26 protein-coding genes are annotated in these 26,633 nt (G+C 40.8%); 10 read left to right on the top strand and 16 right to left on the bottom strand.

What is annotated here, in order from left to right; genetic code table 11:
* Positions 1-8 precede the first annotated feature (8 nt).
* Positions 9-185 (bottom strand): carboxypeptidase-like regulatory domain-containing protein, encoded by a 177-nt coding sequence (locus H0W62_04455; protein MBA3647793.1) that lies wholly within the window; start codon positions 183-185, stop codon positions 9-11.
* A gap of 364 nt (positions 186-549) precedes the next feature.
* On the opposite strand from H0W62_04455, the gene H0W62_04450 reads away from it, so the two are divergent.
* Positions 550-2,340, top strand: coding sequence for a family 43 glycosylhydrolase (locus H0W62_04450; protein MBA3647792.1), 1,791 nt, complete (start codon positions 550-552; stop codon positions 2,338-2,340).
* Positions 2,341-2,369: 29 nt separating this feature from the next.
* Here H0W62_04450 and H0W62_04445 read toward each other — a convergent pair whose 3' ends face one another.
* Positions 2,370-3,098 carry a DUF3667 domain-containing protein gene (locus tag H0W62_04445; protein ID MBA3647791.1) on the bottom strand — a complete coding sequence of 243 codons (729 nt, stop codon included), beginning with the start codon at positions 3,096-3,098 and terminating at the stop codon, positions 2,370-2,372.
* 162 nt (positions 3,099-3,260) lie between these two features.
* On the opposite strand from H0W62_04445, the gene H0W62_04440 reads away from it, so the two are divergent.
* The 7 genes from H0W62_04440 to smpB all read left to right on the top strand — a co-directional run bounded on the left by H0W62_04440 (position 3,261) and on the right by smpB (position 8,495).
* Entirely contained in the window at positions 3,261-3,701 is a 441-nt protein-coding gene (locus H0W62_04440; protein MBA3647790.1) for a helix-turn-helix transcriptional regulator, read from the top strand.
* A gap of 41 nt (positions 3,702-3,742) precedes the next feature.
* The gene (locus H0W62_04435) at positions 3,743-4,153 is read left to right on the top strand and encodes a VOC family protein (protein ID MBA3647789.1); all 411 of its coding nucleotides are present in this window, start codon (positions 3,743-3,745) and stop codon (positions 4,151-4,153) included.
* Positions 4,154-4,435: 282 nt separating this feature from the next.
* Positions 4,436-4,819: a VOC family protein gene (locus H0W62_04430; GenBank protein ID MBA3647788.1), complete on the top strand. Its 384-nt coding sequence runs from the start codon at positions 4,436-4,438 to the stop codon at positions 4,817-4,819.
* A gap of 122 nt (positions 4,820-4,941) precedes the next feature.
* Positions 4,942-5,601, top strand: a complete 660-nt coding sequence (locus tag H0W62_04425; GenBank protein ID MBA3647787.1) for a metal-dependent transcriptional regulator — start codon at positions 4,942-4,944, stop codon at positions 5,599-5,601.
* Positions 5,598-7,481, top strand: coding sequence for an Nramp family divalent metal transporter (locus tag H0W62_04420; protein ID MBA3647786.1), 1,884 nt, complete (start codon positions 5,598-5,600; stop codon positions 7,479-7,481). The genes H0W62_04425 and H0W62_04420 overlap by 4 nt, the downstream gene beginning before the upstream one ends.
* A 120-nt stretch (positions 7,482-7,601) precedes the next feature.
* Positions 7,602-8,009: a hypothetical protein gene (locus H0W62_04415; protein ID MBA3647785.1), complete on the top strand. Its 408-nt coding sequence runs from the start codon at positions 7,602-7,604 to the stop codon at positions 8,007-8,009.
* Between the two features lie 33 nt (positions 8,010-8,042).
* Complete coding sequence (gene smpB, locus H0W62_04410; GenBank protein ID MBA3647784.1) at positions 8,043-8,495, top strand: SsrA-binding protein SmpB; 453 nt, start codon at positions 8,043-8,045, stop codon at positions 8,493-8,495.
* A 355-nt stretch (positions 8,496-8,850) separates the two neighbouring features.
* Here the strand turns inward: smpB and H0W62_04405 are convergent, their stop codons facing one another.
* The 14 genes from H0W62_04405 to H0W62_04340 form a co-directional block, all read right to left on the bottom strand.
* Positions 8,851-10,461: a T9SS type A sorting domain-containing protein gene (locus tag H0W62_04405; protein ID MBA3647783.1), complete on the bottom strand. Its 1,611-nt coding sequence runs from the start codon at positions 10,459-10,461 to the stop codon at positions 8,851-8,853.
* Between the two features lie 77 nt (positions 10,462-10,538).
* A complete protein-coding gene (locus H0W62_04400) occupies positions 10,539-10,670 on the bottom strand; it encodes a hypothetical protein (protein MBA3647782.1) in 132 nt (43 codons plus the stop codon).
* Between the two features lie 162 nt (positions 10,671-10,832).
* Positions 10,833-11,216, bottom strand: coding sequence for a T9SS type A sorting domain-containing protein (locus H0W62_04395; GenBank protein MBA3647781.1), 384 nt, complete (start codon positions 11,214-11,216; stop codon positions 10,833-10,835).
* A 359-nt stretch (positions 11,217-11,575) separates the two neighbouring features.
* Positions 11,576-12,826, bottom strand: a complete 1,251-nt coding sequence (locus H0W62_04390; protein MBA3647780.1) for a T9SS type A sorting domain-containing protein — start codon at positions 12,824-12,826, stop codon at positions 11,576-11,578.
* A 283-nt stretch (positions 12,827-13,109) separates the two neighbouring features.
* Entirely contained in the window at positions 13,110-13,979 is an 870-nt protein-coding gene (locus tag H0W62_04385; GenBank protein MBA3647779.1) for a fibronectin type III domain-containing protein, read from the bottom strand.
* Entirely contained in the window at positions 13,934-14,677 is a 744-nt protein-coding gene (locus tag H0W62_04380; GenBank protein ID MBA3647778.1) for a galactose oxidase, read from the bottom strand. Before H0W62_04380 ends, H0W62_04385 begins: the two co-directional genes overlap by 46 nt.
* Positions 14,678-14,983: 306 nt before the next feature.
* Entirely contained in the window at positions 14,984-17,803 is a 2,820-nt protein-coding gene (locus H0W62_04375; GenBank protein ID MBA3647777.1) for an SBBP repeat-containing protein, read from the bottom strand.
* A 345-nt stretch (positions 17,804-18,148) separates the two neighbouring features.
* Positions 18,149-18,544 (bottom strand): response regulator transcription factor, encoded by a 396-nt coding sequence (locus tag H0W62_04370; GenBank protein ID MBA3647776.1) that lies wholly within the window; start codon positions 18,542-18,544, stop codon positions 18,149-18,151.
* 355 nt (positions 18,545-18,899) lie between these two features.
* Complete coding sequence (locus tag H0W62_04365) at positions 18,900-20,342, bottom strand: DUF1254 domain-containing protein (GenBank protein MBA3647775.1); 1,443 nt, start codon at positions 20,340-20,342, stop codon at positions 18,900-18,902.
* A 399-nt stretch (positions 20,343-20,741) separates the two neighbouring features.
* A complete protein-coding gene (locus H0W62_04360) occupies positions 20,742-21,002 on the bottom strand; it encodes a response regulator transcription factor (protein ID MBA3647774.1) in 261 nt (86 codons plus the stop codon).
* Positions 21,003-21,036: 34 nt separating this feature from the next.
* Positions 21,037-21,381, bottom strand: coding sequence for a response regulator transcription factor (locus tag H0W62_04355; GenBank protein MBA3647773.1), 345 nt, complete (start codon positions 21,379-21,381; stop codon positions 21,037-21,039).
* Between the two features lie 23 nt (positions 21,382-21,404).
* On the bottom strand, positions 21,405-22,205 hold the full coding sequence (locus H0W62_04350) for a hypothetical protein (protein MBA3647772.1): 801 nt from the start codon (positions 22,203-22,205) through the stop codon (positions 21,405-21,407).
* 201 nt (positions 22,206-22,406) lie between these two features.
* On the bottom strand, positions 22,407-22,790 hold the full coding sequence (locus tag H0W62_04345; GenBank protein MBA3647771.1) for a DUF3037 domain-containing protein: 384 nt from the start codon (positions 22,788-22,790) through the stop codon (positions 22,407-22,409).
* Complete coding sequence (locus H0W62_04340; protein MBA3647770.1) at positions 22,768-23,565, bottom strand: aminotransferase class I and II; 798 nt, start codon at positions 23,563-23,565, stop codon at positions 22,768-22,770. The genes H0W62_04345 and H0W62_04340 overlap by 23 nt, the downstream gene beginning before the upstream one ends.
* A 301-nt stretch (positions 23,566-23,866) precedes the next feature.
* Here H0W62_04340 and dcp point away from each other — a divergent pair, with 301 nt between their 5' ends.
* Together dcp and H0W62_04330 are read left to right on the top strand one after the other, a co-directional pair.
* Entirely contained in the window at positions 23,867-26,005 is a 2,139-nt protein-coding gene (gene dcp / locus H0W62_04335; protein MBA3647769.1) for a peptidyl-dipeptidase Dcp, read from the top strand.
* Positions 26,006-26,187: 182 nt separating this feature from the next.
* Positions 26,188-26,565, top strand: a complete 378-nt coding sequence (locus H0W62_04330) for a hypothetical protein (GenBank protein MBA3647768.1) — start codon at positions 26,188-26,190, stop codon at positions 26,563-26,565.
* The last annotated feature ends 68 nt before the right edge of the window (positions 26,566-26,633 follow it).

Here is a 26,633-nt window from a genome sequence, read left to right as displayed (position 1 = left end):
AGGTTATCCTATTCAACCTTCACTGTATCGTTTACATAGCCTGCATAAGAAATAACAAGCTCTTTTAATGAAGAGTCAATTTTTACAATGTCAAACTTGCCTGCTTCATCTGTAAATGTTCCAGCGTAAGAGCCAGGGAAAAAGACGTTAGCCCCTGCAACCGGTACTTCTTTGTTTTGATCCATCCCGTACACATAGCCAACAAGGTGTTGTTGCGCATGGGTACTTAAGATTGTTGACAGCAGGAGCCAAATGATTATCAACATGTGCCAGCACAACCATCACTGCAACATGATTTTGCGGACTTCTCCATCGACATTTTTACATACCGACGAAGTTGAAACCACTGCCACTGATGAAATAAGAATGATGATGGAAATTGCTATGGACAGCATTTGCTTCATAAAGAATAACAAAGGTAATTTAATATTATTTCAGAATAATTTAGTCAGATACTTATAAGATTTCTCAAAACATTTCCATCTTTCATTTATAATTTGTTAAAATTATCTCTGTAAATAATTCTGCAAAATCAATATTGGTCTTTTTATGAATGAAGTAAATTCTGCTTTCCTTAATTATTATAAGAAGCTGGGGATTTTACTGGTTTATCTCATTGCGTTAACTATGAACGGCGCCCAAGCACAGTCATCAGGCATAACTACTTACTGCAATCCGCTGGATATAAATTACCGCTATAATTTTGAACAGCTTAATGCAAATATATCTTATCGTGCAGGTGCAGATCCGGTAATAGTAAACCATAAAAATGAATACTATCTTTTTGTTACTATCTCCGGCGGTTACTGGCATTCCAAAGATCTGTTACACTGGAATTACATTACGCCAAGCAAATGGCCAATGGAAGATATCTGTGCTCCTGCCGCGCTTTCAGTGAAAGACACGATGTATTTATTTCAATCAACGTTTGATCAGCGTCCCATTCTTTTTACTACTACACCAGAAAATGGAAACCTATATTTTTATAACAGATGGATGCCGCAATTGCCAAAAGAGGTAGGTCCGTGGGATCCGGATATTTTTTATGATGATGAAGCGGATCGATGGTATATGTATTGGGGTTCTTCAAACTTATATCCTGTTTATGGAGCAGAGCTCGATAAATCGAAGCGCCTTGCTTATAAAACAGATTACAAAGGCTTAATCAGCTTGCATCCCGATATCCATGGCTGGGAACGTTTTGGCAAAGATCACCGGGATACCATTCGTCCCTACATAGAAGGCGCGTGGATGACTAAATATAATGGCATCTATTATTTACAATACGGGGCACCAGGCACTGAATATAACGTATATGCAAACGGCACTTATACTGCTAAAGATCCTTTAGGCCCTTTTACCTATGCTCCTTATAACCCAGTCTCGTATAAGCCGGGCGGGTTTGTACAGGGAGCCGGTCATGGAAACACTTTTCAGGACAACTATGGAAACTATTGGAACACCGGCACGCCATGGATTGCAGTGAACTGGAACTTTGAAAGGCGCATCGCTATGTTTCCCGCAGGGTTTGATAAAGACGGACAGCTATTTTCCAATACCCGTTTTGGAGACTTTCCACACTTGATTCCTTCAAAAAAATGGAACAATAAGGACGAGCCGTTTACTGGCTGGATGCTGCTCTCCTATCGCAAGCCATGCACGGCTTCTTCAGTTAAAGACACCTTTACTGCTCAAAATATTACAGATGAAAATCCGAGAACATTTTGGGTGGCCAAAACTAATAAAGCTGGTGAATCGGTAACCATAGATTTGCTGCGCGCCTGTGAAGTGAAGGCGACTCAGATTAATTACACAGATTATAAATCGAACATTTTCGATAGCAACGACTCCGGTGTTTACACTCAGTTTAAGATGTATGCCAGTTTAGATGAAAAACAATGGTATAAGATCGCTGATCTGACCAATGAAAAGCAAGACCGTTCCAATGCGTATATAGAACTACCAAAACCCGTGAAAGCCCGCTACATAAGGTATGAGCACGTACATATAGGTGCACAAAATCTTGCGATAAGTGACATTAGGATATTTGGAAATGGTTATGGAAAAATTCCGGTGACTCCAAAAAGATTAACAGTAGTTCGTGATAAGGATACGCGGAATGCCTTTATTACCTGGAGTAAAGTGGATGATGTGGTAGGTTATAACATTCTATGGGGCATAGCAAAAGATAAGCTGTACGAAACATACCAGTTGTTTTCCGATCATCCGGGCTCCCTCGAACTTCGCGCTCTGAATGTAGGGCAGGATTATTTTTTTTCCATTGAAGCCTTTAATGAAAAAGGGGTCTCGAGGCATAGTGAAGTAGTATATTGTAAGTAAAAAAACATAAACCGGATTCGGAATATCTGTTAAGGCAAGTGCTGTCCGGAAACAAAATATTTTATAAAAATTTCCTGGGTGAATTCGGCTATTGCATAGGTTATAGTAAGGCTGCAAATGCTGATAATAATTACTTTCCATCGTACCGATCGGTGAAATAATTTATTATTTGTAACCAGACTATAAATTATTAGTACCGGGAGCTCGATATATTTAGTATCCAGGTGGGGCCAGATGAATTTCAGGCAATTGACAAACACCACTATTAAGAAGAAAAACGATGTTGTGTACAATACAATGATCAGCCATTCCGCGTAATTATATTTATACCTTATAAAAAATAAATAGCTGACTAAGGCGTATACAGGAGTTAAAAAAATCTGGACAATCACCAAATAGTGCTGAAAAAAAAATACCTCCTCAACATTATCGGCTCCTTCATAATTCACCACCCAGAAATTAATCCAGTACATACATAGCCCACATGCGGTGGCGCACAAAAAAAACATCGAAAAGGGTCTCTGGATTTTGCCCCTTTTTCCTTCCAGATAATCTTGCTGAATGCTTCCGGGTTCAATTACCAGCTTGTGAAGCGTGTATATAAATCCGCTCTCCATGTGTGTAAAAAAATGGAATACTTCGTGAACAAGGTGACTAATGGTGATCCGTTCATGATTATATTTTTGACCACATTCAAAACAGTACTTCCCCATTCCTATAGTACCGCAGTTACTACAAAGCTGTTTTTCTTCCGTCATCCTATCACGAGTGTTCAAAGCAAAACTAATAAAGCATAGTGTCTAAAAATTAAAATGTAATTATTTCTTGAAGAACTTTTAAGCCAGCCATTATAGAACCTCTGCACATAGGTTTGTACTTATACCTATTTTACAGGCAAATTATTAAAACAGATTATTGTGATTTATCCAAAAGTTTATTTATACAGGAGGATCGTTCAGAGCAAACTATTTATAGATTCACATTACCCTGATATAATTGACATCGATAACATAGCGAATGAGGCCTTTTATTCTAAGTTTCATTTTATCCGCTCATTCAAAAAAATTTATGGTAAAACACCCCATCAATATTTGATTTCTGTACGAATTGAAAAAGCTAAAGCACTTCTGGAAAACGGTGTAAGTATTGCTGAGGTTTGCCACTCTGTAGGCTTCGATAGCATAAGCTCATTTTGCGGATTGTTTAAACGGATGGTTGATAAAACACCTTCGCTTTATCAAAAGCAACAGCGTATTACCAGGGCTGATATTATCAAGGTGCCGCTTAAATATATTCCCCATTGCTTTGCCGAGAAGAACGAATGGCTAAAAAAGAGCAATTTTCAAGAAGTGATATTATAATTCCTTCACCACTTTTGTACTCTTAACTAAAACTTATAATGATGATTACAAAAATGAACCACGTGAGCATCTTCGTGCTTAACCAGGACAGTGCTTATGATTTTTATGTGAATAAACTGGGCTTTAAAGTGCATACCGATGCTACCATGGGACCCGGAATGCGCTGGCTAACAGTGTGTGCGCCTGAGCAGCAGGACCTTGAAATCACTTTAATGGCTATTGATGAGGGAATGATGTTTAAAAAAGAAGCTGCTGAGCAGATGAGAAGCTTAGTGAGCAGGGGAACATTCGGCTTTGGTGTCTTTGAATGCAATGACATCTATGCTACCTATGAAGAGTTAAAAGCTAAGGGTGTTGAATTTACTAAAGCACCAAAAGAAGAGTTTTATGGAGTGGAAGCCTTGTTTAAAGACGATTCAGGCAACTGGTTTTCTTTAGGACAGAAAAAATAATAGGCTGCTATCATTTTTCATCTTGTAGCCCTGCGAGTTATAAATGATTTCGTGAACCGTACTTGCGCTATCTTTCAGTTTGCAATAAATACTCTTGTACATCTTTCGACAGGCTTAACATGACATCGCTTAATTTGAGGTGTCACCCTGATCTTGTCGAAGGGTTCGGTTAAGCCGTCTATTTCAATGCCGCATTCGCCTATTCTTTCAGCAACCAATAAATAATCTGGCGGCTTATATTTATTTTTCGGCCATTAACAACAATTTAAAATCTTTAACCTTATGGACAAAAATTCAAATTCATTAAACTGGTTCGAAATACCGGCAAAAGACATCGCAAGAGCAAAGAAATTTTATGAAACAATTTTTAAAATTGACATGGAGCCTATGCAGGAGATGATGGGAATGCAGATGGTAGGCTTTCCGTGGGAAATGGGAAGCGGGAAAGCAAATGGCGCTTTGGTTCAAAGCCAGATGCACAAGCCATCAACGGATGGATGCGTGATTTACCTCAACGCTAACCCGGAGATTCAAAAGGTGATCGATCGCATTGAAGCTGCCGGTGGCAAAATTGAAATGCCAAAAACTGAAATCCCTCAAATAGGGTATATGGCGTTCTTCATAGATTCTGAAGGAAATAAAATGGCCCTTCACGCCCAGGATTAACTGTTCAAAAATTCAAAGTAACATAGCCGGAAACTCCGGCTTTTTTATGCCTTTTCCAGAAAACCATGGAGAAGTTTTTAGGTTGGTCTAAATTTTTATTTATATTTGTCAAAATTTTAGAAATGGTTTCTCCAACGGAAGAAAACTATTTAAAAGCCATATACCTGCTTCAGGAAAAAACTACCGCAAAGCCGGTATCGACAAATGATATCTCGTTTCAGCTGGAAACAAGTGCTGCTTCCGTTACGGATATGATGAAACGACTGGCTGATAAGAAATTAATTCATTATAAAAAATACCAGGGTGTTCTGCTCACTACTGCAGGGAATATGAAGGCCATGTCTATCATTCGTAAGCACAGGCTGTGGGAACTCTTTCTTGTATCAAAACTAAAATTCCAGTGGGATGAAGTACATACAGTAGCTGAAGAGCTGGAGCATGTAAACTCTGAATTGCTGATCAGTAAACTCGACCGGTTTTTGGACTATCCTAAATTTGATCCGCACGGCGATCCTATACCAAACCGGCAAGGTAAAATAATTACGGGCCGTTTTAAAAATCTATGTGAGCTCCGGATAAAAGACCGTGGCAAAGTTGCAGGAGTGATTGAGCAGCAGCCCTCCTTCCTTAAACAGCTCGATAAATTAAATATTCATATGGGTACTCCCATTAAGGTAACCGACAAGATGGAGTTTGATAAAAGCATGGGGGTCACCATTAACAACCATATCACCGTTAATATCAGCCATGATATTGCTAAAAATATCTTAATAGCCAAATGAGACAACAAACGGTTGTGCCCAAATCGCTCGAAGAAGTGCATGGCAGTGTAGATACTACGGACCGTACAGGCTGGGTAAAATCATTATTCGCTTTTGTTGGTCCCGCCTACCTGGTAAGTGTTGGCTACATGGATCCTGGCAACTGGGCCACAGATATAGCTGCAGGCAGCGCTTTTGGATATAAGCTGATATGGGTCTTAATGATGTCGAATTTGATGGCACTGCTGCTGCAAAGCCATTGCGCACGGTTAGGCATAGTGAGGCGCCGCGACCTTGCACAAGCAAGTAAAGAGATTTATCCGCCCATCATAAATATTCCTTTATACCTGCTCGCTGAAATCGCCATCGCTGCATGTGACCTGGCTGAAGTTTTAGGGCTGGCAATAGGATTGAATTTATTATTTCATCTGCCGCTGCTTGCCGGAATTTCGATTGCCCTATTCGATGCGTTGCTGTTACTGCTGATCATGCAATGGGGAATCAGGAAAATGGAAGCATTTATTATCTCCATGGTTTTTATCATGGGCGCTTCTTTCTTCATAGAAATTTTCATAGCTAAACCTGATGCAGCAAGCATCTTAACAGGTTTCCTTCCTTCAATACCAAATAATACCGCGCTATACATTACTATCGGAATCATAGGGGCTACCGTAATGCCTCATAATTTATACCTTCATTCTGCATTGGTTCAAACGAGAAAGATTGATCACCACGAAGCCGGTCAGCGCAAGGCTATTCGCTTTAATTTTATTGATTCCTTTATTGCTCTTAACCTGGCTTTTTTTGTAAATGCTTCTATCCTCATTCTTGCGGCTGCAGTATTTTTTAAAAACGGCTTGTTCGAAATTGCAGATATACAAGATGCACATCAGCTGATGGCTCCTTTAATGGGGACAAAGCTCGCTCCCATTCTCTTTGCAGTTGCATTAATTGCATCGGGACAAAGCTCTACCATTACGGGAACTTTGGCAGGTCAGATTGTGATGGAAGGTTACCTTAATTTGAGAATTGCCCCATGGCTGCGCCGGCTTATTACACGGCTGCTTGCAGTAGTTCCGGCATTCCTGGTTATCTTTTTTTATGGGGATGAAAAAACGGGAGAACTGCTCATCCTCAGCCAGGTTATTTTAAGTTTGCAGCTGGGTTTTGCCGTTGTGCCGCTCATCCATTTTGTAAGTAATAAGGAAAAAATGGGCAAGCATGCTATTGGTCCTGTGTCAAAAACTTTATCGTGGATCACGGCAGCTGTTATCATTTCCCTAAACATAAAATTGGTGGTGGATGAGATTGCTTCATGGTTAGAAAGTGCCGGCGATTACAGGATTTGGATTTATGTTATTGTAATTCCGATTGTTTTGCTTGCATGTGTATTATTACTTTATATAACTTTCCGACCATTGTTTGTAAAGAAGAAATATACTCTACCACGCCTGCATGTTGAAAATCTGCCTATGGATTTCCAGCTTAAAAGCGAATTCCGGAAGATTGCAGTTACTCTGGATTTCTCAGAAAAAGATCATGATACGCTTGCGCGGGCGCTGACCACGGGAGGAAATAATGCTTCGTATCTATTGATTCACATTGTGGAATCTGCCGGTGCCATGCTTATTGGCAAGGAAATAGCCGATCTCGAAAGCAATGAGGATCTGATGGTGCTTAAAGAATATGCACAGGCATTGGAACTTCAGGGGTTTCAAATACACTATGAACTGGGTTATGGCAGACGGTCGAAAGTAATACCGGAGCTGGTAAAGAGATTCCATGCTGATTTACTGGTGATGGGCGCTCATGGGCACAGGGCATTAAAAGATACTATTTTTGGAGAAACCATAAATGCCGTGCGGCACAAGATTGATATTCCTTTGCTTGCGGTTAAATGAAAGTGTGGTCAGATATCAGCTGTCAGCCTTCAGCAAAAAATAGAAATATGAATTAGACTGATTACAAATAGCTGTAAGCTGATTACTGAGGCTGATGGCTGATACCTTTTAGCACTACCAATGAAAAAAAATTTTAAGCCGGGTGATGAAAAAAAATTTACAAAAATAATTACAGAAGCTGATACTGCTGGATATGTAGAAGGGTTTGTGCATGCAGTCTATTCCACTTTTTGCATTGCAAGAGATGCCGAATGGTGTGGGCGGTTGTTTGTTCTCGAAATGCGGGATGACGACGAGGAAGGAATTGGAACCATGATCTTCATTCAGCACCTTGCGCCGGCCTTTCCGGGAGAAGAGATAATTTTCACTTCTAAAATAAAATCTCTTAATCACCATGAAATAATTACAGCATTCAAGGCTGAAATTGAAGACAGGATGATTGCGATTGGCGAACAGGGGCAGAAAATTTTTAAAAAAGAAAAATTAAAAAAAATATTTAGTAACCCCATTGTTACAGATTCAATGTAAAGCGTCTCAAATTGAAAGTTATGCATTTTTATTATGGCTGATTTTATAAACATAAAAAATAAGAAGGCTTATTTCGAATATGAATTTCTTGAGAAATTTATTGCGGGAATTATGCTTACCGGCACGGAGATAAAATCTATTCGCCAGGGAAAAGCGAACCTGTCAGACGCCTGGTGTTTCTTTCATAAGAATGACCTCTCTGTAAAGAATTTGAATATCTCCGAGTACGACAGGGGCACACATTACAACCACGATCCGCTCCGGCAGCGAAAGCTTTTACTCAACAAAAAAGAATTGGAGAAGCTGCAGGCAAAAATCAAAGAACGCGGGCTCACCATTATTCCGTTACGCCTGTTCATTTCTGAAAGAGGCTTGGCCAAATTGGAGATTGCTTTAGCTAAGGGAAAAAAGATTCACGATAAACGCGACAGCATAAAAGAGCGGGATGCCAAGCGGGATTTCGACCGGGAAACAAAATGGAAGTAAATCTTACAATGCTCTGCTGATTCAGCTATAGTAAATACTTCAGGAGACTACGTTTTTCCATAAATTGTTCCCTGCCGCCATCACTTACCTGGAGAATTAATGATTTTTCCTGTATGAAAGTTAGCTGATAAAGTTATCCTTCTATCTGTCGGAGAAAGAGAAATCTGCTACAGATCTTTCTGATTTCTATTTCTCCGCCTCACCAAATCCAGGTCGCTTCATTGCTTATCGCGGGCAGTTTATGCCGTCGTAATCGAAATGAAAGCCAAGAGCGAAGATTATGGGTGTGTTTAAATTTTTCATATAAGAAAAGTTTTTTACTATGCGAAATGAGTTGAAAAAAATGGCGCTCAGCCTACTGCTTCACAAACTTGCGCACCTTACTCGCGCGGGTCTTATTATTTGTGATTTGAAGTGTGTACAACCCTTCAGGTAAAGCCATTGTGTTGATCTGTGCCTGCGGGTTTTGAATTGTTGTTGGAAGGGAAATCATTTCCCCCATTATATCATAGATACGTATGGTGACAGCACTGGCAGGTACAGGCATATTGATCGTGAGTTGATTTTGAACCGGATTGGGATATATTTCTGAAAAGAAGTCTACAGGGTCAACCAGTGTTTCGGTAGTGGTTGCCACCGCATCCGTCTTTACAATCCAGTAATCATCAAAGCCCTGGCTTGACTGTGTTTTATCTCCGCTGATTCCTGAAGAGGACGTTCCACCCAGGATATATCCTCCATCGGTAGTTTGCTGAAGAGACCAAAGTCCATCAGCGTTGTTGCCTCCAAACCGTGCATCCCATTGCTTTACTCCATTCGCATCGGTCTTTACAATCCAGTAATCAGAACTGCCCTGGCTTGCCTGGGTTTTGTCTCCGCTGATTTCTGACCCTGACCATCCACCCAGGATATATCCCCCGTCGGCAGTTTGCTGAAGAGAATTAAGTTCATCCTGGTTACTGCCTCCAAACTGCGCATCCCATTGCTTTACTCCATTCGCATCGGTCTTTACAATCCAGTAATCATAATCGCCCTGGCTTGCCTGGGTTTTATCTCCGCTGATTTCTGAAATGGACTCCCCACCCAGGATATATCCTCCATCGGTAGTTTGCTGAAGAGACCAAAGTCCCTCAGCGCTGCTGCCTCCAAACCGTGCATCCCATTGCTTTACTCCATTCGCATCGGTCTTTACAATCCAGTAATCACTAGCGCCCTGGCTTGCCTGGGTTTTATCTCCGCTGATTCCTGACTGGGAATATCCGCCCAGGATATATCCCCCGTCGGTAGTTTGCTGAAGAGACCAAAGTCTATCATCGCTGCTGCCTCCAAACCGCGTATCCCATTGCTTTACTCCATTCGCATCGGTCTTTACAATCCAGTAATCATAACTACCCTGGCTTGCCTGTGTTTTGTCTCCGCTGATTCCTGACTGGGACCATCCACCCAGGATATATCCCCCGTCGGCAGTTTGCTGAATAGAATTAAGATAATCATCGCTGCTGCCTCCAAACCGCGCATCCCATTGCTTTACTCCATTCGCATCGGTCTTTACAATCCAGTAATCATATAATCCCTGGCTTGCCTGAGTTTTGTCTCCGCTGATTCCTGACTGGGAATATCCGCCCAGGATATATCCCCCGTCGGCAGTTTGCTGAAGAGAATGAAGGAAATCATAATCGCTGCTTCCAAACCGCGCATCCCATTGCTTTATTCCATCGGCATCGGTCTTTACAATCCAGTAATCATAACCGCCCTGGCTCGCCTGTGTTTTGTCTCCGCTGATTCCTGACTGGGACCATCCACCCAGGATGTATCCCCCGTCGGCAGTTTGCTGAAGAGAATTAAGGGATTCATTATTGGTGCCTCCAAACCGTGCATCCCATTGCTTACCAGGTGGAGTTTGTGCCGTTGCAATTGAAATTGAAAGGGCAAGAGCAATTGAGAAGAGTGTGGTAAGAGTTTTCATTGGTTTGGTTTTTTTGAGGTAAAATAGAATTTGATGTTTGTTCAAAGGACTCCTTCGGAGAGTTTAAATGTTTGTTTTCATTGAACGATGATAGATTGTGTCATAACGGATGAGGGCATCTGCATCTTCAGTAAGTACATACCTGCAGCCAACTTATCACGATCTAAATTCACTTCATAATTACCCGCATAAATATTTTCATCAAACACTGTTTGTAGTTTTCTTCCTGCAACATCATATAATTCAATCTACACCCGTGAATCTTGCTGTAATGTAATGAAATGGTGGTGGATGAGAGATGGAATGCGCGCATTGCACTCCTGAAGTGTGAACCTTTAATTTTACTTCTGAAACATTTATTCGACGAAACGCTAATGAAGGAGGATCAGCTTCCTTATTTCTACTTGCCCATTGTGAATAACCTGGATGAAGTATGAACTTGGCAAGAGATTGTTTAGATCAAGTTGTTTAATTAAAGTTCCCGCTACGTTGCCGATGTTCTCTGCATACACTTCTCTGCCCATCACATCAAACAACTTAATGGTAATTGATTCTTCCTGCTGAAAGGTGGCTGCTATAGTTACCTTTCCATCGCTTGGATTAGGAGAGATGGATAAATTGAAACCGGAAAGATTTGCAGCATAGCTTTCTTTCTCGGATAGTGTTGTGAATTTATAGCGCTGAAAGAAATCAGAGTGGAACGCTGAGTCGCATTTTGCTCCAACCATCCAAACGTAAGTGGTACCAGGCAGCAATCGTTTTAATATTTTACTGGTAGAAGTTCCTTTTGCATGTGCCTTACTCCAGCCGGAGGTATTTTTCTCTTTATAGTAAATGCGATTCCCAATTACGGCATTTGAGGAATCATTCCATGTATCCAGGTGCCTTGTCCCTGTGCTGTGACTGCAATCGCCAAAATTGCAATCAGGAAAGTGAAAATTTTCATGATATTAATTTTTTGTGAGAGGGAATTATTGGATTATCAGTTTCTGTTTTCAATTCTGAAATTGGCAATCATCTTCTGTACGTAACCTTCCTCGAAAGTGCTGATGCACAAAGAAGAGTAAGCAGGAAAAGAAAAGAGTTATTTTTAATTGGTTACAGTTCCATCATTTTATTTTTGAATCACCAGCTTCTTCACTTCTTTCTTCCCATTGTGAACCAATAGCACGAGATAAGTTCCCACAGAAAAATTACTGAGATCAAGTTGTTTGGAAAAGATGCCGGTTACATTGCCGAAGTTTTTTGAGTACAATCCTTTTCCTGCAAGATCAAGCACTTTGATAGTGAGATTTTCCTTGTGTGGAAGTTTTGCTTGTATAGTTATCCGTCCAATATCAGGATTTGGAAAGACTGAAAAATCTATGAAATTAGTGGTTGAGGTAATGCCTGTTCCAATTGCTTCTGGTTCGAGCTTCACCACCCAATAGTCCTCATCACCCTGGCTCGCTTCGGTTTTATCTCCTGAAATGCCGGACTCTGAATAGCCTCCGAGCAGGTAACCCCCGCCAGCGGTTTGAATAACAGAGTACAGATAATCACCGCCATCTCCGCCAATGGTATTTTGCCATTCGATATTGCCTGAGCCATCGAGCTTCACTACCCAATAATCAGCGGTATAACCATAATAATAATCATAATTGCCTTGGTTCGCTTCGCTTTTATCTCCTGAAATACCGGAATATGAATCGCCTCCGAGCAGGTAACCGCCGTCAGTCGTTTGAATAATAGAGTACAGAAAATCATAGTCACTACCACCAATGGTATTTTGCCATTCGATATTGCCTGAGCCATCCAGCTTCACCACCCAATAGTCAAAACCACCCTGGCTCTTTTCAGTTTTATCTCCTGATTTGCCCGAAATTGAATAGCCTCCGAGCAGGTAACCGCCATCAGCCGTTTGAATAACAGAGTACAGAATATCATTGTAGCTACCGCCAATGGTATTTTGCCATTCAATGTTGCCTGAGCCATCGAGCTTCACCAGCCAATAATCATAACTTCCCTGACTTGCTTCGGTTTTCTCTCCTGAAATGCCGGAATGTGAATAGCCTCCAAGCAGGTAACCGCCATCAGCCGTTTGAATAACAGATTGCAGATCATCATCACTACTACCACCAATAGTATTTTGCCATTCGATATTGCCTGAGCCATCCAACTTCACCACCCAGTAGTCATAACTACCCTCGCTCGCTTCTGTTTTATCGCCTGAAATGCCAGAATATGAATAGCCTCCGAGCAGGTAACCGCCGTCAGCCATTTCAATAACAGAGTACAGCTCATCATAGTTTTTACCACCAATGGTGTTTTGCCACTGTATCTCCGGAGCCTGCGCGAATGAGAATGTATAAGTAAATTCAATCATACAAATCAGGATCGCCCATGTGAAAATTCTTTTGCGGAATATTCCCCAGCCATGCGTTTTTGGGAAGCCAGATCTCAAAATGTGTTTTGTTTGTTGAATGTTTTTCCTAACTAAAAAACGAGAGTTCACTTGAGTGTTAATTGTGTTTTTGGTCAGCATGCTATAGAATTTTTAAAGCGAATTGATTATTAGGTTACGTTAAGTATTTGTAATTACCAGAAATGATTTTAGAAATAACACTTCAGGAATGCTGAATAGCACTTCCGAAATGTTACTCTTTAATTTACTTCTGGATCATCAGCTTCCTGATTTCTGCTTGTCCATTATGAATAATTTGAATGAAGTAGGAACCATGAAAGAGATTGTTTAGATGAAGTTGTTTAATTAAAGTACCCGCTACGTTGCCGACGTTCTCTGCATACATTTCTATTCCCGTCACATCAAACAACTTAATGGTGAGTGATTCTTCTTGCTGAAGTGTGATTTCTAATGTTAAATTTCCATCACCTGGATTCGGAGATATGAATAAATCGAAACCGGAAAGATTTGCAGCATCGGCTTCTTTCTCTGATAGTGTTGTGAATTCATACCGCTGAGAAAAATCTGAGTGGAATGCTGAGTCACATTTTGCACCAACCATCCAAACGTAGGTGGTACCTGGTTGTAATCCTTTTATTGTCTTACTGAGCGAAGTTCCTTTCGCGTGTGCCTTGCTCCAACCGTAAGTATTTTTCTCTTTATAGTAAATCCGATAACCAATAGCCGCGTTAATAGAATCAAACCATGAAACAGTTGCGCTGGTGGAAGTGATATTATTTGTATAACCATCATAGGGTGCTGAACATAAGTCGTCAGGATTGTCAGGAGTATATTCCCAGAGATCATTTAGGTAAGTGAAACCATTATTAAAACCGGTGCCTATATATCCTTTTCCGTCGATAGAAAATCCGACTGCCTGACCTCTTTCCCATCCCCCGCAGTTAGCTTTTTTAATCCAGGTATTTGGTGCCGGGTCATATTCCCAGAAATCACTGAAACACCTGTTATAGTCATTACTACTGTATCCAGTTCCTAAATACCCTTTGCTGCCAATAGAAAACCCCACAGCTAAATCTCTTGCTGTTCCATTGAAGTTAGCCTTTGGTATCCACATATTCGTTGCAGATCGTATTCCCAGAAATCATTTTTCTGGTAGTTAATATCAAACCCGGTACCGATATAGCCTTTACTGTCAATGGAAAATCCTACTGCACCGTATCTTCCCGTATCACCCAAGTCAGCCTTCCGAATCCAGACATTGGTGACAGGATCATATTCCCAGAGATCATTTGTATAACCGTTGATATCCCGACCGGTAGCAAGGTACCCTTTGCTGCCGATAGAAAATCCCACAGCTAAATCTCTTGCTGTTCCACCGAAGTTAGCTTTTTGTATCCAAGTATTCGTTGCAGGATCGTATTCCCAGAAATCATTTTTTTTCTCGTAGTTAACATCATAACCAGTACCGATATATCCTTTGTTATCAACGGAAAATCCTATTGCACCGTTTCTTCCCGTTCCCCCGAAGTTAGCTTTTTGAGTCCAGGCGTTAGTGGCTGAATTATATTCCCAGAAATCATTTTTGAAAGGTGAAGTGGCATCCCAGCCGGTACCAATGTATCCATTGTTATCAATAGAAAATCCGACAGCAGCGTCTCTTGCTGTGCCTCCAAAGCTAGCTTTCTGTGTCCAGGTGTTTTGTGCATAGCTGCAGATTAAGCCTGCTATTAATAAAATTGTGAGAAGCAAGGTGATTGTTTTCTCTGCTATGCGGCCTTTCACTTGCGGATTAATTGTAGTTGTGATTAACATTATGATGAGGTTAAGGTGACCTTATTTATTTTTTCGTGGTACAGGAAATGATTTTAGGATAGCACTTCAGGAATGCTGTATCACACTCCCGAAGTGCGACCCTTTAATTATTATTTCTCGATCATCAGCTTCCTGATTTCTGCTTGTCATTGTGGATTATCTGAATGAAGGCAGGAAGATGATCTCATTCAATTACATTTGACTTGAATCAATTACAATTTCTGTTCTTCATCAATGATTTTAAATAGGCGATTCTAAATCAAATAAGAAACACTTATCTCCAGGCGAACAAAAATACTATAGTAATTACTGATTGATCACCAATTGTTTTCTATGAATTATATCGTTTTGTTTCCATTCGAAAATGTAGCTGCCGGATGTCAGCAAGGGAAGCGTGAACTGGTGTTCTACTATTCCTTCATCCACCTCAAATTGCTGCATAAAAACAGGATGACACAACATATCATATAAGATGCCCGTAACCATGCCTTTTTTATCAGAAATAAAATGCACATTTACCTGAGTACAGGCAGGATTCGGATCGATCCTGAAATCACTTTCGTTTGCCTTTGAATTCCATCGTGGGGACAAATCTTTTTGTGGAACAGAAAATGGAGTACTGCTTTTAATTATTAGTAACCGGTAACAATTCAATGAATCGAATTGAGTATTGGTATGAACAACCTGAATGTAGAATGAACCTGTATTATTATTATTAAATATAATGGTTTGCGTATCGGGTCCCTGAAATCGTGAAGAATCCAAAGTTGCTCCGTCGTCACCGCAAAGCTTTAGGGTGTAAGTTTTCGGGGGATACATGAGCAATATCTTAAGATTTGTTCCATCTGCTTTTGTCTTTATTTTAAACCAATCCTGATCAGTCGAAGAAGATATGCTCGCGCTATAACCCCAGCTTGATGTATCAGTAGTTGCTTTCAATAGTTTCGAGGAGGAGAGGGTTTCATTCGGTTCATTAATATCGTAACAATTGTCACCGGCATATATTTTATATACTGCATAGTCAGCTCCACCGTTATTCTGAGTCTGATAAACCCCGGGAGTAACTTCAACGGTGCCCTCAGTACGACATGCAGCGAATGCAAATCCTTTATCATCTACATCAACATCATAGAATATTTCCTGGGCAGTTTCACCCCAGTACGTTCCCATTAGTAAATGTCCGTCATTGTCAAACTTGGCAAGTGCGCCATCAGAATTATTGTCACCGCCAATCGATCCCTGAATGGCATTGGCGGTTGCTATTCCTGAAATACTTTTTGTAGAACCTGCAATATAAATGTTTGAATTGTTGTCAATAGCCATTCCATAAAAGGGGTCGTTTCCTTCACCACCATAATAAGTTCCCCATATGCGCTCGCCGTCACTCGTAAATTTCACAACTAATCCATCGAACCCTCCACTCTGTCCGTAGAGATTCAAAAGCTCCTGGTATGCACCGGGTGTAGCAATATTATTTAGACTGCCTGTGAAACCTGCTATATATACATTTCCCTTTGAGTCACAAACCACTCCGCGGCCATGGTCTTCAGCTTCGCCACCATAGTAAGTGGACCAGAAAATATTACCATTTGAAGTATCAAATTTAGCGACCAGGGCATCCGTAGCTCCTCCAAAAACAGTTTGATAAGCTCCGGGAGTCGCGATGCCGGACGTGCTTTCACAGGTTCCCTCAATGTACACTGCACCCATTTTATCCACACTCACTGCATGGATACGATCTTGCTTAGTGCCGCCTAAATAACTTCCCCACCTCAGTGTGCCATTTGATGAAAACATAGCAACAAAAGCGTCTCCATAACCTCCATATGTTTCCTGATAAACACCCGGTGTAGAAATCCCTGTTGTACTGTTACAATAGCCAGCTATAAAAACATGTCCTGAATTATCAATGCAAACGCTTCGCGCTTGGTCAGGAGAAAACCCACCATAATAAGTGCTCCATAGTAAACCCCCTGTACTGCTGAACTTTGCAAGAATGGCATCTCCCTGGCCTGCCCTTGTTGTTAAATGGGCACCTGGAGTTGCTAATCCATCACTGGTAGTATTGCCTGCCACATAAATATTATTCCCATCATCGCTGGTAATGCCATAAGCAATGTCCTGACCACTTCCTCCAAAATAGGTAGCCCAATCTAAATTTCCATCTGTCTTAAATTTTGATATGCAAAAATCACACACTCCGGAGAATCTGGTTTGAAAGGCACCACTGCTTGCAATAAGAGTGGTACTGCTGGTTGTTCCTACCAAGATGGGCTTGCCTTTCTGATCCACGGTAATTTCGGGATTTGTCTTTTCATCTATCTCTCCTCCAAAATAGGTTCCCCAAATAATATTGGGGTCAATGACGAGTGTTTCATTTACAACAGAACCAACTGAGAAACTTACCTCATTGTTTTCCAACGTTAACCTACAAGGGACTTCTTTCTTGGTTTCATTAGTGAAAGAGCTGAGGTTGATTTCACTCACAAAACCTTTTTCGGCCTGAATATTTAAATGTTGAAATTTGTCTATAGCTATGCCTGATGTTCCCAGGTATTGCATCCGGATCAGCGCAGGATTGGCATTTGGACGAATAACATAAGAATATTCCACGGTATTATTTATCAAATCGTCAGTGAAGACCAGATCAATACCGGGATATATATTTTTGTATGTGATCTTGTTAAAGGCTAAAACATGTTCGATCCCTTTTTTATAAGAAGGAGTGATAAAATAATTAAAATAGGTACCCGACCCTTCTTCAGCAACCATTTCCGGGGAAGCATTGGCGCCCAGTAATATGACATCTATTCGGCTGGATGAAAGGTCAACCTTTTGCTGCTGCCCTAAATCTTCATCATCTTCTGCGGCGGACAAGAAGATGGCACTTTTTTTAGCTTCAAAGATTTCATAGCTAAAACCATTCTTGCGAAGCTGAAGATTAAAGAAGCCATTGGAATATAAATATTTTACATCATCATTTACCAGGCCATATTGATTTTTAATCTGACCTTTATTTTGAACAAAACCACCGGATTTAAATGTGTGTGAAAAAGGTGCGACAGATGAGGCGCTGACCACGCAAATATTTGCAAGAGCAATGAATAAAAGGAGAATTGTTTTCATATAGATAAATTTTAGAAATCAGAAAAAGTGAAAATGAACTAAGGGGAAAATCTTAAATCTCAAAACTCTATTTGTAAATTTCAATACCATTATTATTATGCGTGTTACATAATTTACTGATTTCAATCGCCGGGGAAGATTTCAAACCCATCTTTTCATTATTCAATATCTACCTCCCGTTCCTGGTTAATCGTATGCGGCAAAAGCCTTTGAAGTTTAAAGCTCATTTGTTAATGCAAAGATGAGATGCAGAACTGCGCCTGTCAATCGCCAATTATGGTGAGTATTATTATGGATTATTATTGTAGGGAAAGGGTTAGAGGTAATAATGCGGGAAAAGTAAATTCACAACCGTTCTCTCAAGGCCTTAGAAACGGCTTCGCTTACAGAATTAACGTGAAGTTTTTTATAGATGTTTTTAATATGGGAATGAACGGTATCGTAGCAGATGTTCATTTTATCAGCGATCATCTTATAAGCGCTGCCTTTAGTAAGATGACTCAGTACTTCCTTTTCCCGTTCTGTCAAGTCAAAAGCATCAGGTGGTGCAGGAGCAATTTTTTGTTGAAATAGCTGAAGCACATTGCGGGCCACGGATGGTGTTAGGGGTGAGCCGCCGCTATGTAACTCTTTCACTGCAGGAATTAGATTACTGCGTGACAGGTATTTTAAAAGGTAACCCGAAGCCCCAGCGCATATAGAGCGAAATATGTTCTCGTCACTATCATATAGGGTGTACATTATGATTACCTGATCCGGTAAATTCTTTTTGATAGCATAAGTGACCTTGGATACCGCTGATTCCTGAAATATCTATGTCCATAAGCACTACATCAGGTGAATGAACTTTCCAGAAGGTTCATCGCCTGAACGGCATCAGCATAACCACGTTCCCATTAAAAGCCGGCTTTTGAAGTTGAAAGCAGTTCGAGTGAATCGCGTTTCAGGCTGTTGTCAATAGAACAGCTCTATTTTGATAAGGGGGTGTCATCATTGGTAACGTTATCGAAGAACTAATAGGTTGTCAATCGCCAATATTGGTCAATGTGCAATTATATCGCGTGAAGGATTCGTGTGGGAACTGAGTAAACATCCTCTATTGAACTTTCACAACAGCGGGCGGGATCCAACTTCCGTTTAAGACAGCTTCCTCTGGCCAGTAGATTCGCAACGTGAGGTTAAATGGCGCAGCGGGAGCAGGCAACCAGTTAGATGCTCTCTCCTCCCCGGGTGAATCCTTTTGAATAAAAATATCCAGCGAACCGTCGGAATTTTTTTTAAGATCATTCCTGTCCCCAATCGCAAAGCGGTTGATGGGATTAGCCACCAGGAAATTATCCATGCCATACATCGTCAAACTCCAGAACGCATTCGCAGGCGGCAGCTTCCCGGCGTCAAAATGCAAAACATAGCGATACTTTGCTCCGTCGTACTTATCGCCATCAGCATCTGTTGTTGATGAAGGATAAAGTGCATCGGCATCAAGGTTGGCGCCGAGCCCCCTGTTGGAAATCATTGCCCTGAAATCATACCGTATTCCGTATTCGCCCAAGCCGCGATAGACCGTCCATCCGTTAATTTTTTGTTTCTTATTTGCTAAATCAGCCATGTATTTTTTAAACCACAAAGGAATCGAAATGATTGAATCCTGAACATTATCTGAAAATTTTTTCAAATCGAAAGTTCTACCGGGTGATATTCCAAGAGGACCAACCCGTTTTAATATTGCTGAATCAGCAGGAAATGGGGGATTGTCAACCATCAGCTGATTTAACAAATTAAAATATACCTCGACCGGCATTTCATAAACCTGCTTCAGAGGCGGATTGATTGAAATGAGGGAATCCACCTTGGAACGGGGCGGATCGTATCGTTTGCGATAACTGCTTAAAGGAGTTAAGCGGTAACTTTGCTGGATCGCTTTCACAACACTTGCACCATCCTCCCTGCTGTTCACCTGGGTACGGCCCACCATCCATGCCATATTGGTTGGTGAGTGCAGCTCCGTCATTTGCCTTGGTATTTTCCCCTTCCAATGTGACCCTGTAATCATAAATTTTTGTGAAGCTGTGCCAGTGGTACGCTTGCCCGGTGATGCAATCACATTGGTCCACGCGTCGAGTATCGGCAGTAAATAAAATCTCCCGTTTGTATTGGGAATTTCAAGGACGAATGGTTCCTGACCAAGGTCGATCCATGCCAGTGCATAGTAGGTATCGCAGCTAGGCTTGACTACAGTATTGAATTTTTCATCAGGAAAAGTTTCTTTCCTGAAGATTTGGTTCATTGGTGCTCCGCGATCGGTTGCCTTTTCGTAGTTGGTCATCACCCTCCGGGTGATTTCCATCATCACAAGTGGATAACCGAAGATGTATGCATCCTTCGCCGCCTGGATCAATTGTGCATCCACCGGAGAAACAGCGGATGTATTATTCGACGCCTCATTGCTTTGTGCCAGCGTGAAAAAAGAAAGGAAGATCAGCAGCGAAGAAAAAATACAACAGCGCAGCAGAGAAATTGCCATTTCGAAAATGATCAAATGAGGTGCTTTACATCACGCATCCTTATCCGCATCAGCTTAAACATTGAAGCATTGATGTAAAGATGAAAAAAAGAGTTTATCCTGTCAATCGCCAATAGTGGTGAATTTAGATTATGACTTGTTATTTGTTTGATGAATTAACATTAGAAAGATTAAAGCAAGTATTCAAGGATTTTAATACGCTTGTGAAATACTCACGTAAAAAAGCGACTTACTATTTCTGTCGAGGGGTTCGTTATATTAATCATGAAAAATCCCTTTCGCCACAGTTGTTGGTACGGCTTGATATTAGATCTATCAATATTCAAATCCGTTTATAGCGGCACATTAATTTCAGTTAGACTTCCGATCACAATTGAAAATAATGTGAAATAAAGCTTGGAAATGTCTAAAAGATTACAACCGCTCCCGTAAGGCCTTCGAAACCGCTTCGCTCACAGAATTAACGTGAAGTTTTTTATAGATGTTTTTGATATGGGAATGAACGGTATCGTAGCAGATGTTCATTTTATCTGCGATCATCTTATAAGCGCTGCCCTTAGTAAGATGACTCAGCACTTCTTTTTCCCTTTCTGTCAGGTCAAAAGCATCAGGTGGTGCAGGAGCATTTCTTTGTTGAAATAGCTGAAGCACATTGCGGGCCACGGAGGGAGTCATGGGTGCACCTCCTGCATGTACTTCCTTTACTGCTTTAATAATGAGTTAGTGATTTGCTTTTTACAATATAGCCTACTGCACCGGCACAGATGGCATTGAATACTTTATCATCATCATCGAATATGGTGAGCATCATTATTACCTGATCAGGAAATTTTCTTTTAATAGAATAAGTCGATTCAATGCCACTGATTCCCGGCATATTAATATCCATCAGCACCACATCAGGAAAACTTGTCCCGACGAGCACAGTTGCTTGAGAGGCATCTCTGTGAGCGCCCAGCCATTCAAATTCCGAATGGGATGTAAAAAGAATTTCCAGCGAATCCCGGATACGCTTGTTATCATCGAAGAGCATTATTGTAATGGGTGATACCATACGCACAATTGTGAGAGTTCCATTTAAGTGTCAATCATTAAATCCTGATTTTTATTTTGAGGATTACACTTTTCGGGTTCTACAGGAATTAACACACAAACCTGAGTACCCTTTCCTTTTTCTGAAAAAATATAAAACTCGGCTCCGATTTCTTTTGCTCTATATTTCATATTGATGATTCCATTTCCATTGTATGGTGCCGGTTGATTTATATCAAACCCTTTTCCATTATCCCTTACTTCGATAATTAGGTTATTGGTGGATTGAATAATAGATGCCGTTAACCGGGAACAAGCAGAATATTTAGATGCATTGTAAATAGCTTCTTTGTAAATGAGGAAAATATTTTTACGTTGCTCGATAGAAAGCTGCGGTATATCGGAAATAATCTTCGTTTCAAATGAGTAATCAATATTACAGGTTGAAAGAAAATCGGTTCCATAGTTCCTCATCCGGGTGGTGAGTTTTTCCAGGCTATCATTTACAGGATTGATTGCCCATACCATATCACTCATCTCTTCTATCAGGTCGTGAGAGGCTTCTTCTATTTTCTTCAGCAGCATGTTGCGCTGTGATTTCTTTTCTTCAGGCAGGTGACGTGCCATTTCACTGTAATACGAAATACTGCCAAGTGTAGAGCCGATATTGTCGTGAAGATCACGGGCAATGCGTGCACGTACCAAATTGTGGTTTACATCATGGTTAAACGAATGTAATGTATACCCTCGCGAGGGTATCATGGAAATACCTGCCTTTACCGCAGCAAACGTTTTTAGGGCTGTGAGCTTTTCTAAGAGAGATAATAAAAGCGTTGCTGCGAACATGAGTATTAAGTATTGATAATACTAATGTTTAAATGTAAAGCCATCCGCCACGGAGAGTTAGGAAAAACCACCAATGATGTGAATTAGCCTATTAGGAGGGAAGAAAAAGAGATGAATACTTTCTTTTCTTTCAGCTTAAAAATTGAAATGAAATTATATCCCATTCCATTGTGAGATAATTAAGCGGAGTGCAAATAAATGTTACTGAACAAGCGACAGATATAATTTATCAAGCGTTTCCTCAGCATCTTCGCAGAGGCCGGGATGTACGGGAGACAATTGTATCATAGTGCTTCGAGCTGCAGTGAGCCATCGAAAACGTTCAGCAATCGGAAGCTTAGCGATGGATCCTCCTTGTTCCATTCCCGAACAAATCTGTTGAAAGGAACACAAACGAGCCGTAAGTTCTTCGATATCCAGACCATCAGAAACGACTCGAAACTTATCATGCCGCAATTCAAATTTTGTTTTTAAATAATTTTGATCAGCACAATACAGGATTACTCCCACATTGAGGAACTCCTCCCGCTCAACGCGCGGCACAAGCCGGATTATCGCATATTCATATAAGTGTTTCTCTTGCATGCCTGGCTTCATTGATAAAAATTTCTGACGCTTCCAACCTTGTTTTCAGGAAGTGAAGATACACCTGTCTCTTTTCATCTGCCGATTGTTCCGACGAACCATTATGCAGCCATTCATCAGGAATTAAAGAAACGATGGATTCAAGAAGTTCTGCAGTAAGGATTTTTCGGAATGCTTTATCAACTTTATCCAATTCAGTTGCATGCGGTAACAGTACATGGTCTTTTACCTGCACAAAGGGTTTTTGTGCCTGTTCTTCAAACCGGTCCCAGGAATGTTGAAAATACAATGATGCTCCATGGTCAATGAGCCATAATTCCTTATTCCAAATCAGCATATTAGTATTGCGCACTGTTCTATCTACGTTCGTCACAAAGCAATCGAACCATACAATTTGAGATGCAGGATTTTCATCGATGGTTGTTGTTACCGGGTCATACGTTATGGAACCGGCAAGAAAGTGAAGCGCAAGGTTTAAGCCAGTGCTGGCTTTCAACAGATCCTGAATTTCCTCATCAGGCTCTGAGCGACCGAATGCAGGGTCCAGGTTTGCAAACACAATTTCAGGAACCTTTAATCCAAGCGCCCGCCCAATTTCTCCTGCAATCAATTCTGCTATAAGCATTTTTGCACCCTGCCCTGCTCCGCGAAACTTGATTACATACATAAACCCATCATCTGCATCTGCAATGGCCGGCAAAGAACCACCTTCGCGCAATGGTGTAACATACCGGATTACATCTACTGTCCTCAGCTGTATTGTTTTAGCATGCACAATTTTAATTTATAATCCGTGAATGTATAATGTTTTAAAGCCTTACTGATCAGAATTCACATTTACCTTATGTAGTTTTTTGTTATAGCATCTTGCCGGAAATAAAAATTCAAAAGCTAAAATTTCAATCGCGTCCTTTACGGTAAATAGCTATATTCAATCTATAAAATCTAGCGTCATTTAAGTCTAGAGTCTACTGTGTTTTATTAGTAGGATTCCCTAAAATTGCCGCTGCCAGAATAAAAGAAATTAATTATCTCTGGAGATTTGTATAACTTTCAACCATAACAAATAGAGCCCTATGAAACAATTCGTGATGTTGCCGTTTGCAGTATTATTTATATCATTATTTTCCTTAAAGAATAACGGTAACATACCCGCCATGAACAGTAGTAACATTCCTGATACGAATCCTTTGATAACAGTAAGCACCCTGCCTTACCAGGCCCCGGCTTTTGATAAAATTAAAGATTCTGATTTTAAGCCTGCACTGGAAGAAGGAATTAAAGAGCAGCAAAAAGAGATCAATCAGATTGCGGACAATACAGCATCTCCGACTTTCGAAAATACTATAGAGGCAATGGAAAGAAGCGGGCAGCTATTGACCCGTGTGAATAATATTTTCAGCTTGGTTACAGGCGCAAATACCAATGATACCCTGCAGCAGCTGCAGGAAGAAATTGCTTCTAAGCTGGCTGCCAACCAGGACGCCATTTATCTTAATGCAAAATTATTTAAGCGTATTGAATCCATTTATAATACTCGTAATGCAATTAAGGACGCTGAGGCAAAGAGACTCATTGAATACCAATATCAGGAGTTTGTGCTTGCTGGTGCCAAACTTTCTGAAACAGATAAGGCAAAAATGAAAAAGCTGAATGAGGAAGAAGCAACATTAAATGCTAAATTTTCAAATCAGTTGGTAAATGCAGCAAAGGAAGGAGCATTGTTAATAAAAGATTCATCGGAATTAGCGGGCTTATCTAAATCAGATCTGGATGCGTTTGCACAAAATGCCAAAGCCCGAAACCTTACAGGATGGCTGATACCTTTACAAAATACTACCCAACAACCAAAATTACAGTCGCTATCCGTTCGTGCCACAAGGCAAAAATTATTTGAAGCATCCTGGAACCGTGCAGAAAAAAATGACTCTAATAATACCCGCGCAGTCATTACACGTATTGCAGCTATCCGTGAGGAAAAGGCAAACCTGATGGGGTTTGCCAATTATGCGGCCTGGAAACTGCAGGACCAAATGGCACAAACACCCGAAGCCGTAGATCAATTTTTAAACAAGCTGGTTCCATCCGTTACTGCTAAAGCAAAACAGGAAGCCTCAGATATCCAGGCCTTGATTGATCAGCAAAAAGGTGGATTCACATTACAGCCCTGGGATTGGACCTATTATTCCGAGCAGGTGCGTAAAGCAAAATACAACCTTGATGATAAAGAGATTAAACCGTATTTCGAATTATACAAGGTAATGGAAAACGGAGTGTTCTATGCAGCGAACCAATTATATGGCTTAACATTTACAGAGCGTCACGATCTGCCGGTTTATCAGCCTGATGTTAGGGTGTTTGAAGTATTCGACCAGGACAATAAATCGCTTGCTTTGTTTTACTGCGATTATTTTAAGCGTGATAACAAATCTGGCGGAGCGTGGATGAGTAACCTGGTAGGTCAGTCAAAGTTGCTTGGTACGAAACCTGTAGTGTACAATATCTGCAATTTTACGAAGCCTGCGCCAGGGGAACCTGCACTCATCAGTTTTGATGATGTAACTACCATGTTCCATGAATTTGGCCATGCGCTGCACGGTATGTTTGCGAGCCAGGAATATCCTACTCTTTCAGGTACAAACGTAGCCCGGGATTACGTAGAGTTCCCTTCGCAGTTTAATGAGCATTGGGCGTTGGATCCTAAAGTGCTGAACCATTATGCAGTTAATTATAAAACAGGTGAAGCAATACCTCAGAGCCTTGTTGATAAGATAAAAAAAGCATCTTCTTTTAACGAAGGTTATAAGCTCACAGAAGCCATTGCCGCAGCCTCACTCGATATGCAATGGCATAAGCTCGGTGCCAATGATGAAGTAAAGGATGCCGATGCATTTGAAAAAACTGCACTTCATGTTACGGGATTAGATCTTCCACAAGTTCCTCCGCGCTATCGTTCTAGTTACTTCCTGCATATCTGGAGTAATGGCTATGCTGCAGGATACTATGCTTACCAGTGGACGAAGATGCTGGAAGAAGATGCTTATTCGTGGTTCGAAGAAAATGGTGGGTTAACGAGGGCAAATGGGCAGCGTTTCCGCGACCTCATTTTGTCACGTGGAAATACGGAAGACTACAATACCATGTTCCGGAATTTCCGAGGCCACGCACCAGATATTAAGGCGATGGAAAAAGATTTGGGGCTGCCGGAAGATTAAGTATTCCGATATCTGGAATCTAATCTGACTGGCAAATATATGTTTCAGCAGGTGTGCTTTCAATTGTTTCGGTACATGCTCCTTTCTTTATAACAAGTCATCTTGCAGATCTTTAGCAATTGTTCTTATAATTTATAGATACCTTTCAACTTATAACTTTTTAACCTCGAACCAAAAACACGATGTCTGAAAAAAATAAAAAACAATTCGGAGTTTGGATGGACTCACATCATGCTACGGTAGTAGGCCGAGAGCATATTGAAACCGGGAACTTTATAGTATTGGGCCATGCTAAAAATGATGGCGCCGGCAGTAACTCCAATGAAAATACTGCAAACAATTTGGAGCATACCTTACTGCACAAATTTTTTAAAGAGATTAGTTCCCATATGCAAAATGCAGAAGAAGTGCATGTTACAGGCACAGGTACGGCACAGGAACAGTTTAAGCATTTTCTTTCGGAAACACCACAGTTTAAAAATGTTATTTCGAAGGAAAGTACTTCAAATAAAATGAGTGATGAAAAATTGATTGAATATATCTCAGAGAAATTTAATTAAGCATATTAACGCTTTCTTAGAAGCCGCGGGAACCAAGCTTTATCAGTTTTACCTGTTATAACTCCAGG

The organism is Chitinophagales bacterium (assembly GCA_013816805.1).
Classification (GTDB): Bacteria; Bacteroidota; Bacteroidia; order Chitinophagales; family UBA10324; genus MGR-bin340.
Note: the sequence above shows the minus strand (reverse complement) of the source record. Positions and strands in the feature narration are given on the sequence as shown.

What these genes read in the sequence shown, in the direction of transcription:
- H0W62_04455 (MBA3647793.1), bottom strand. Translation starts at nt 185, where the DNA reads ATGGATCAAAACAAAGAAGTACCGGTTGCAGGGGCTAACGTCTTTTTC.
- H0W62_04450 (MBA3647792.1), top strand. Translation starts at nt 550, where the DNA reads ATGAATGAAGTAAATTCTGCTTTCCTTAATTATTATAAGAAGCTGGGG.
- H0W62_04445 (MBA3647791.1), bottom strand. Translation starts at nt 3,098, where the DNA reads ATGACGGAAGAAAAACAGCTTTGTAGTAACTGCGGTACTATAGGAATG.
- H0W62_04435 (MBA3647789.1), top strand. Translation starts at nt 3,743, where the DNA reads ATGATTACAAAAATGAACCACGTGAGCATCTTCGTGCTTAACCAGGAC.
- H0W62_04430 (MBA3647788.1), top strand. Translation starts at nt 4,436, where the DNA reads ATGGACAAAAATTCAAATTCATTAAACTGGTTCGAAATACCGGCAAAA.
- H0W62_04425 (MBA3647787.1), top strand. Translation starts at nt 4,942, where the DNA reads ATGGTTTCTCCAACGGAAGAAAACTATTTAAAAGCCATATACCTGCTT.
- H0W62_04420 (MBA3647786.1), top strand. Translation starts at nt 5,598, where the DNA reads ATGAGACAACAAACGGTTGTGCCCAAATCGCTCGAAGAAGTGCATGGC.
- H0W62_04415 (MBA3647785.1), top strand. Translation starts at nt 7,602, where the DNA reads ATGAAAAAAAATTTTAAGCCGGGTGATGAAAAAAAATTTACAAAAATA.
- smpB (MBA3647784.1), top strand. Translation starts at nt 8,043, where the DNA reads ATGGCTGATTTTATAAACATAAAAAATAAGAAGGCTTATTTCGAATAT.
- H0W62_04405 (MBA3647783.1), bottom strand. Translation starts at nt 10,461, where the DNA reads ATGAAAACTCTTACCACACTCTTCTCAATTGCTCTTGCCCTTTCAATT.
- H0W62_04390 (MBA3647780.1), bottom strand. Translation starts at nt 12,826, where the DNA reads ATGATTGAATTTACTTATACATTCTCATTCGCGCAGGCTCCGGAGATA.
- H0W62_04385 (MBA3647779.1), bottom strand. Translation starts at nt 13,979, where the DNA reads ATGTGGATACCAAAGGCTAACTTCAATGGAACAGCAAGAGATTTAGCT.
- H0W62_04380 (MBA3647778.1), bottom strand. Translation starts at nt 14,677, where the DNA reads ATGTTAATCACAACTACAATTAATCCGCAAGTGAAAGGCCGCATAGCA.
- H0W62_04375 (MBA3647777.1), bottom strand. Translation starts at nt 17,803, where the DNA reads ATGAAAACAATTCTCCTTTTATTCATTGCTCTTGCAAATATTTGCGTG.
- H0W62_04370 (MBA3647776.1), bottom strand. Translation starts at nt 18,544, where the DNA reads ATGTACACCCTATATGATAGTGACGAGAACATATTTCGCTCTATATGC.
- H0W62_04360 (MBA3647774.1), bottom strand. Translation starts at nt 21,002, where the DNA reads ATGACTCCCTCCGTGGCCCGCAATGTGCTTCAGCTATTTCAACAAAGA.
- H0W62_04355 (MBA3647773.1), bottom strand. Translation starts at nt 21,381, where the DNA reads ATGGTATCACCCATTACAATAATGCTCTTCGATGATAACAAGCGTATC.
- H0W62_04350 (MBA3647772.1), bottom strand. Translation starts at nt 22,205, where the DNA reads ATGTTCGCAGCAACGCTTTTATTATCTCTCTTAGAAAAGCTCACAGCC.
- H0W62_04345 (MBA3647771.1), bottom strand. Translation starts at nt 22,790, where the DNA reads ATGCAAGAGAAACACTTATATGAATATGCGATAATCCGGCTTGTGCCG.
- dcp (MBA3647769.1), top strand. Translation starts at nt 23,867, where the DNA reads ATGAAACAATTCGTGATGTTGCCGTTTGCAGTATTATTTATATCATTA.
- H0W62_04330 (MBA3647768.1), top strand. Translation starts at nt 26,188, where the DNA reads ATGTCTGAAAAAAATAAAAAACAATTCGGAGTTTGGATGGACTCACAT.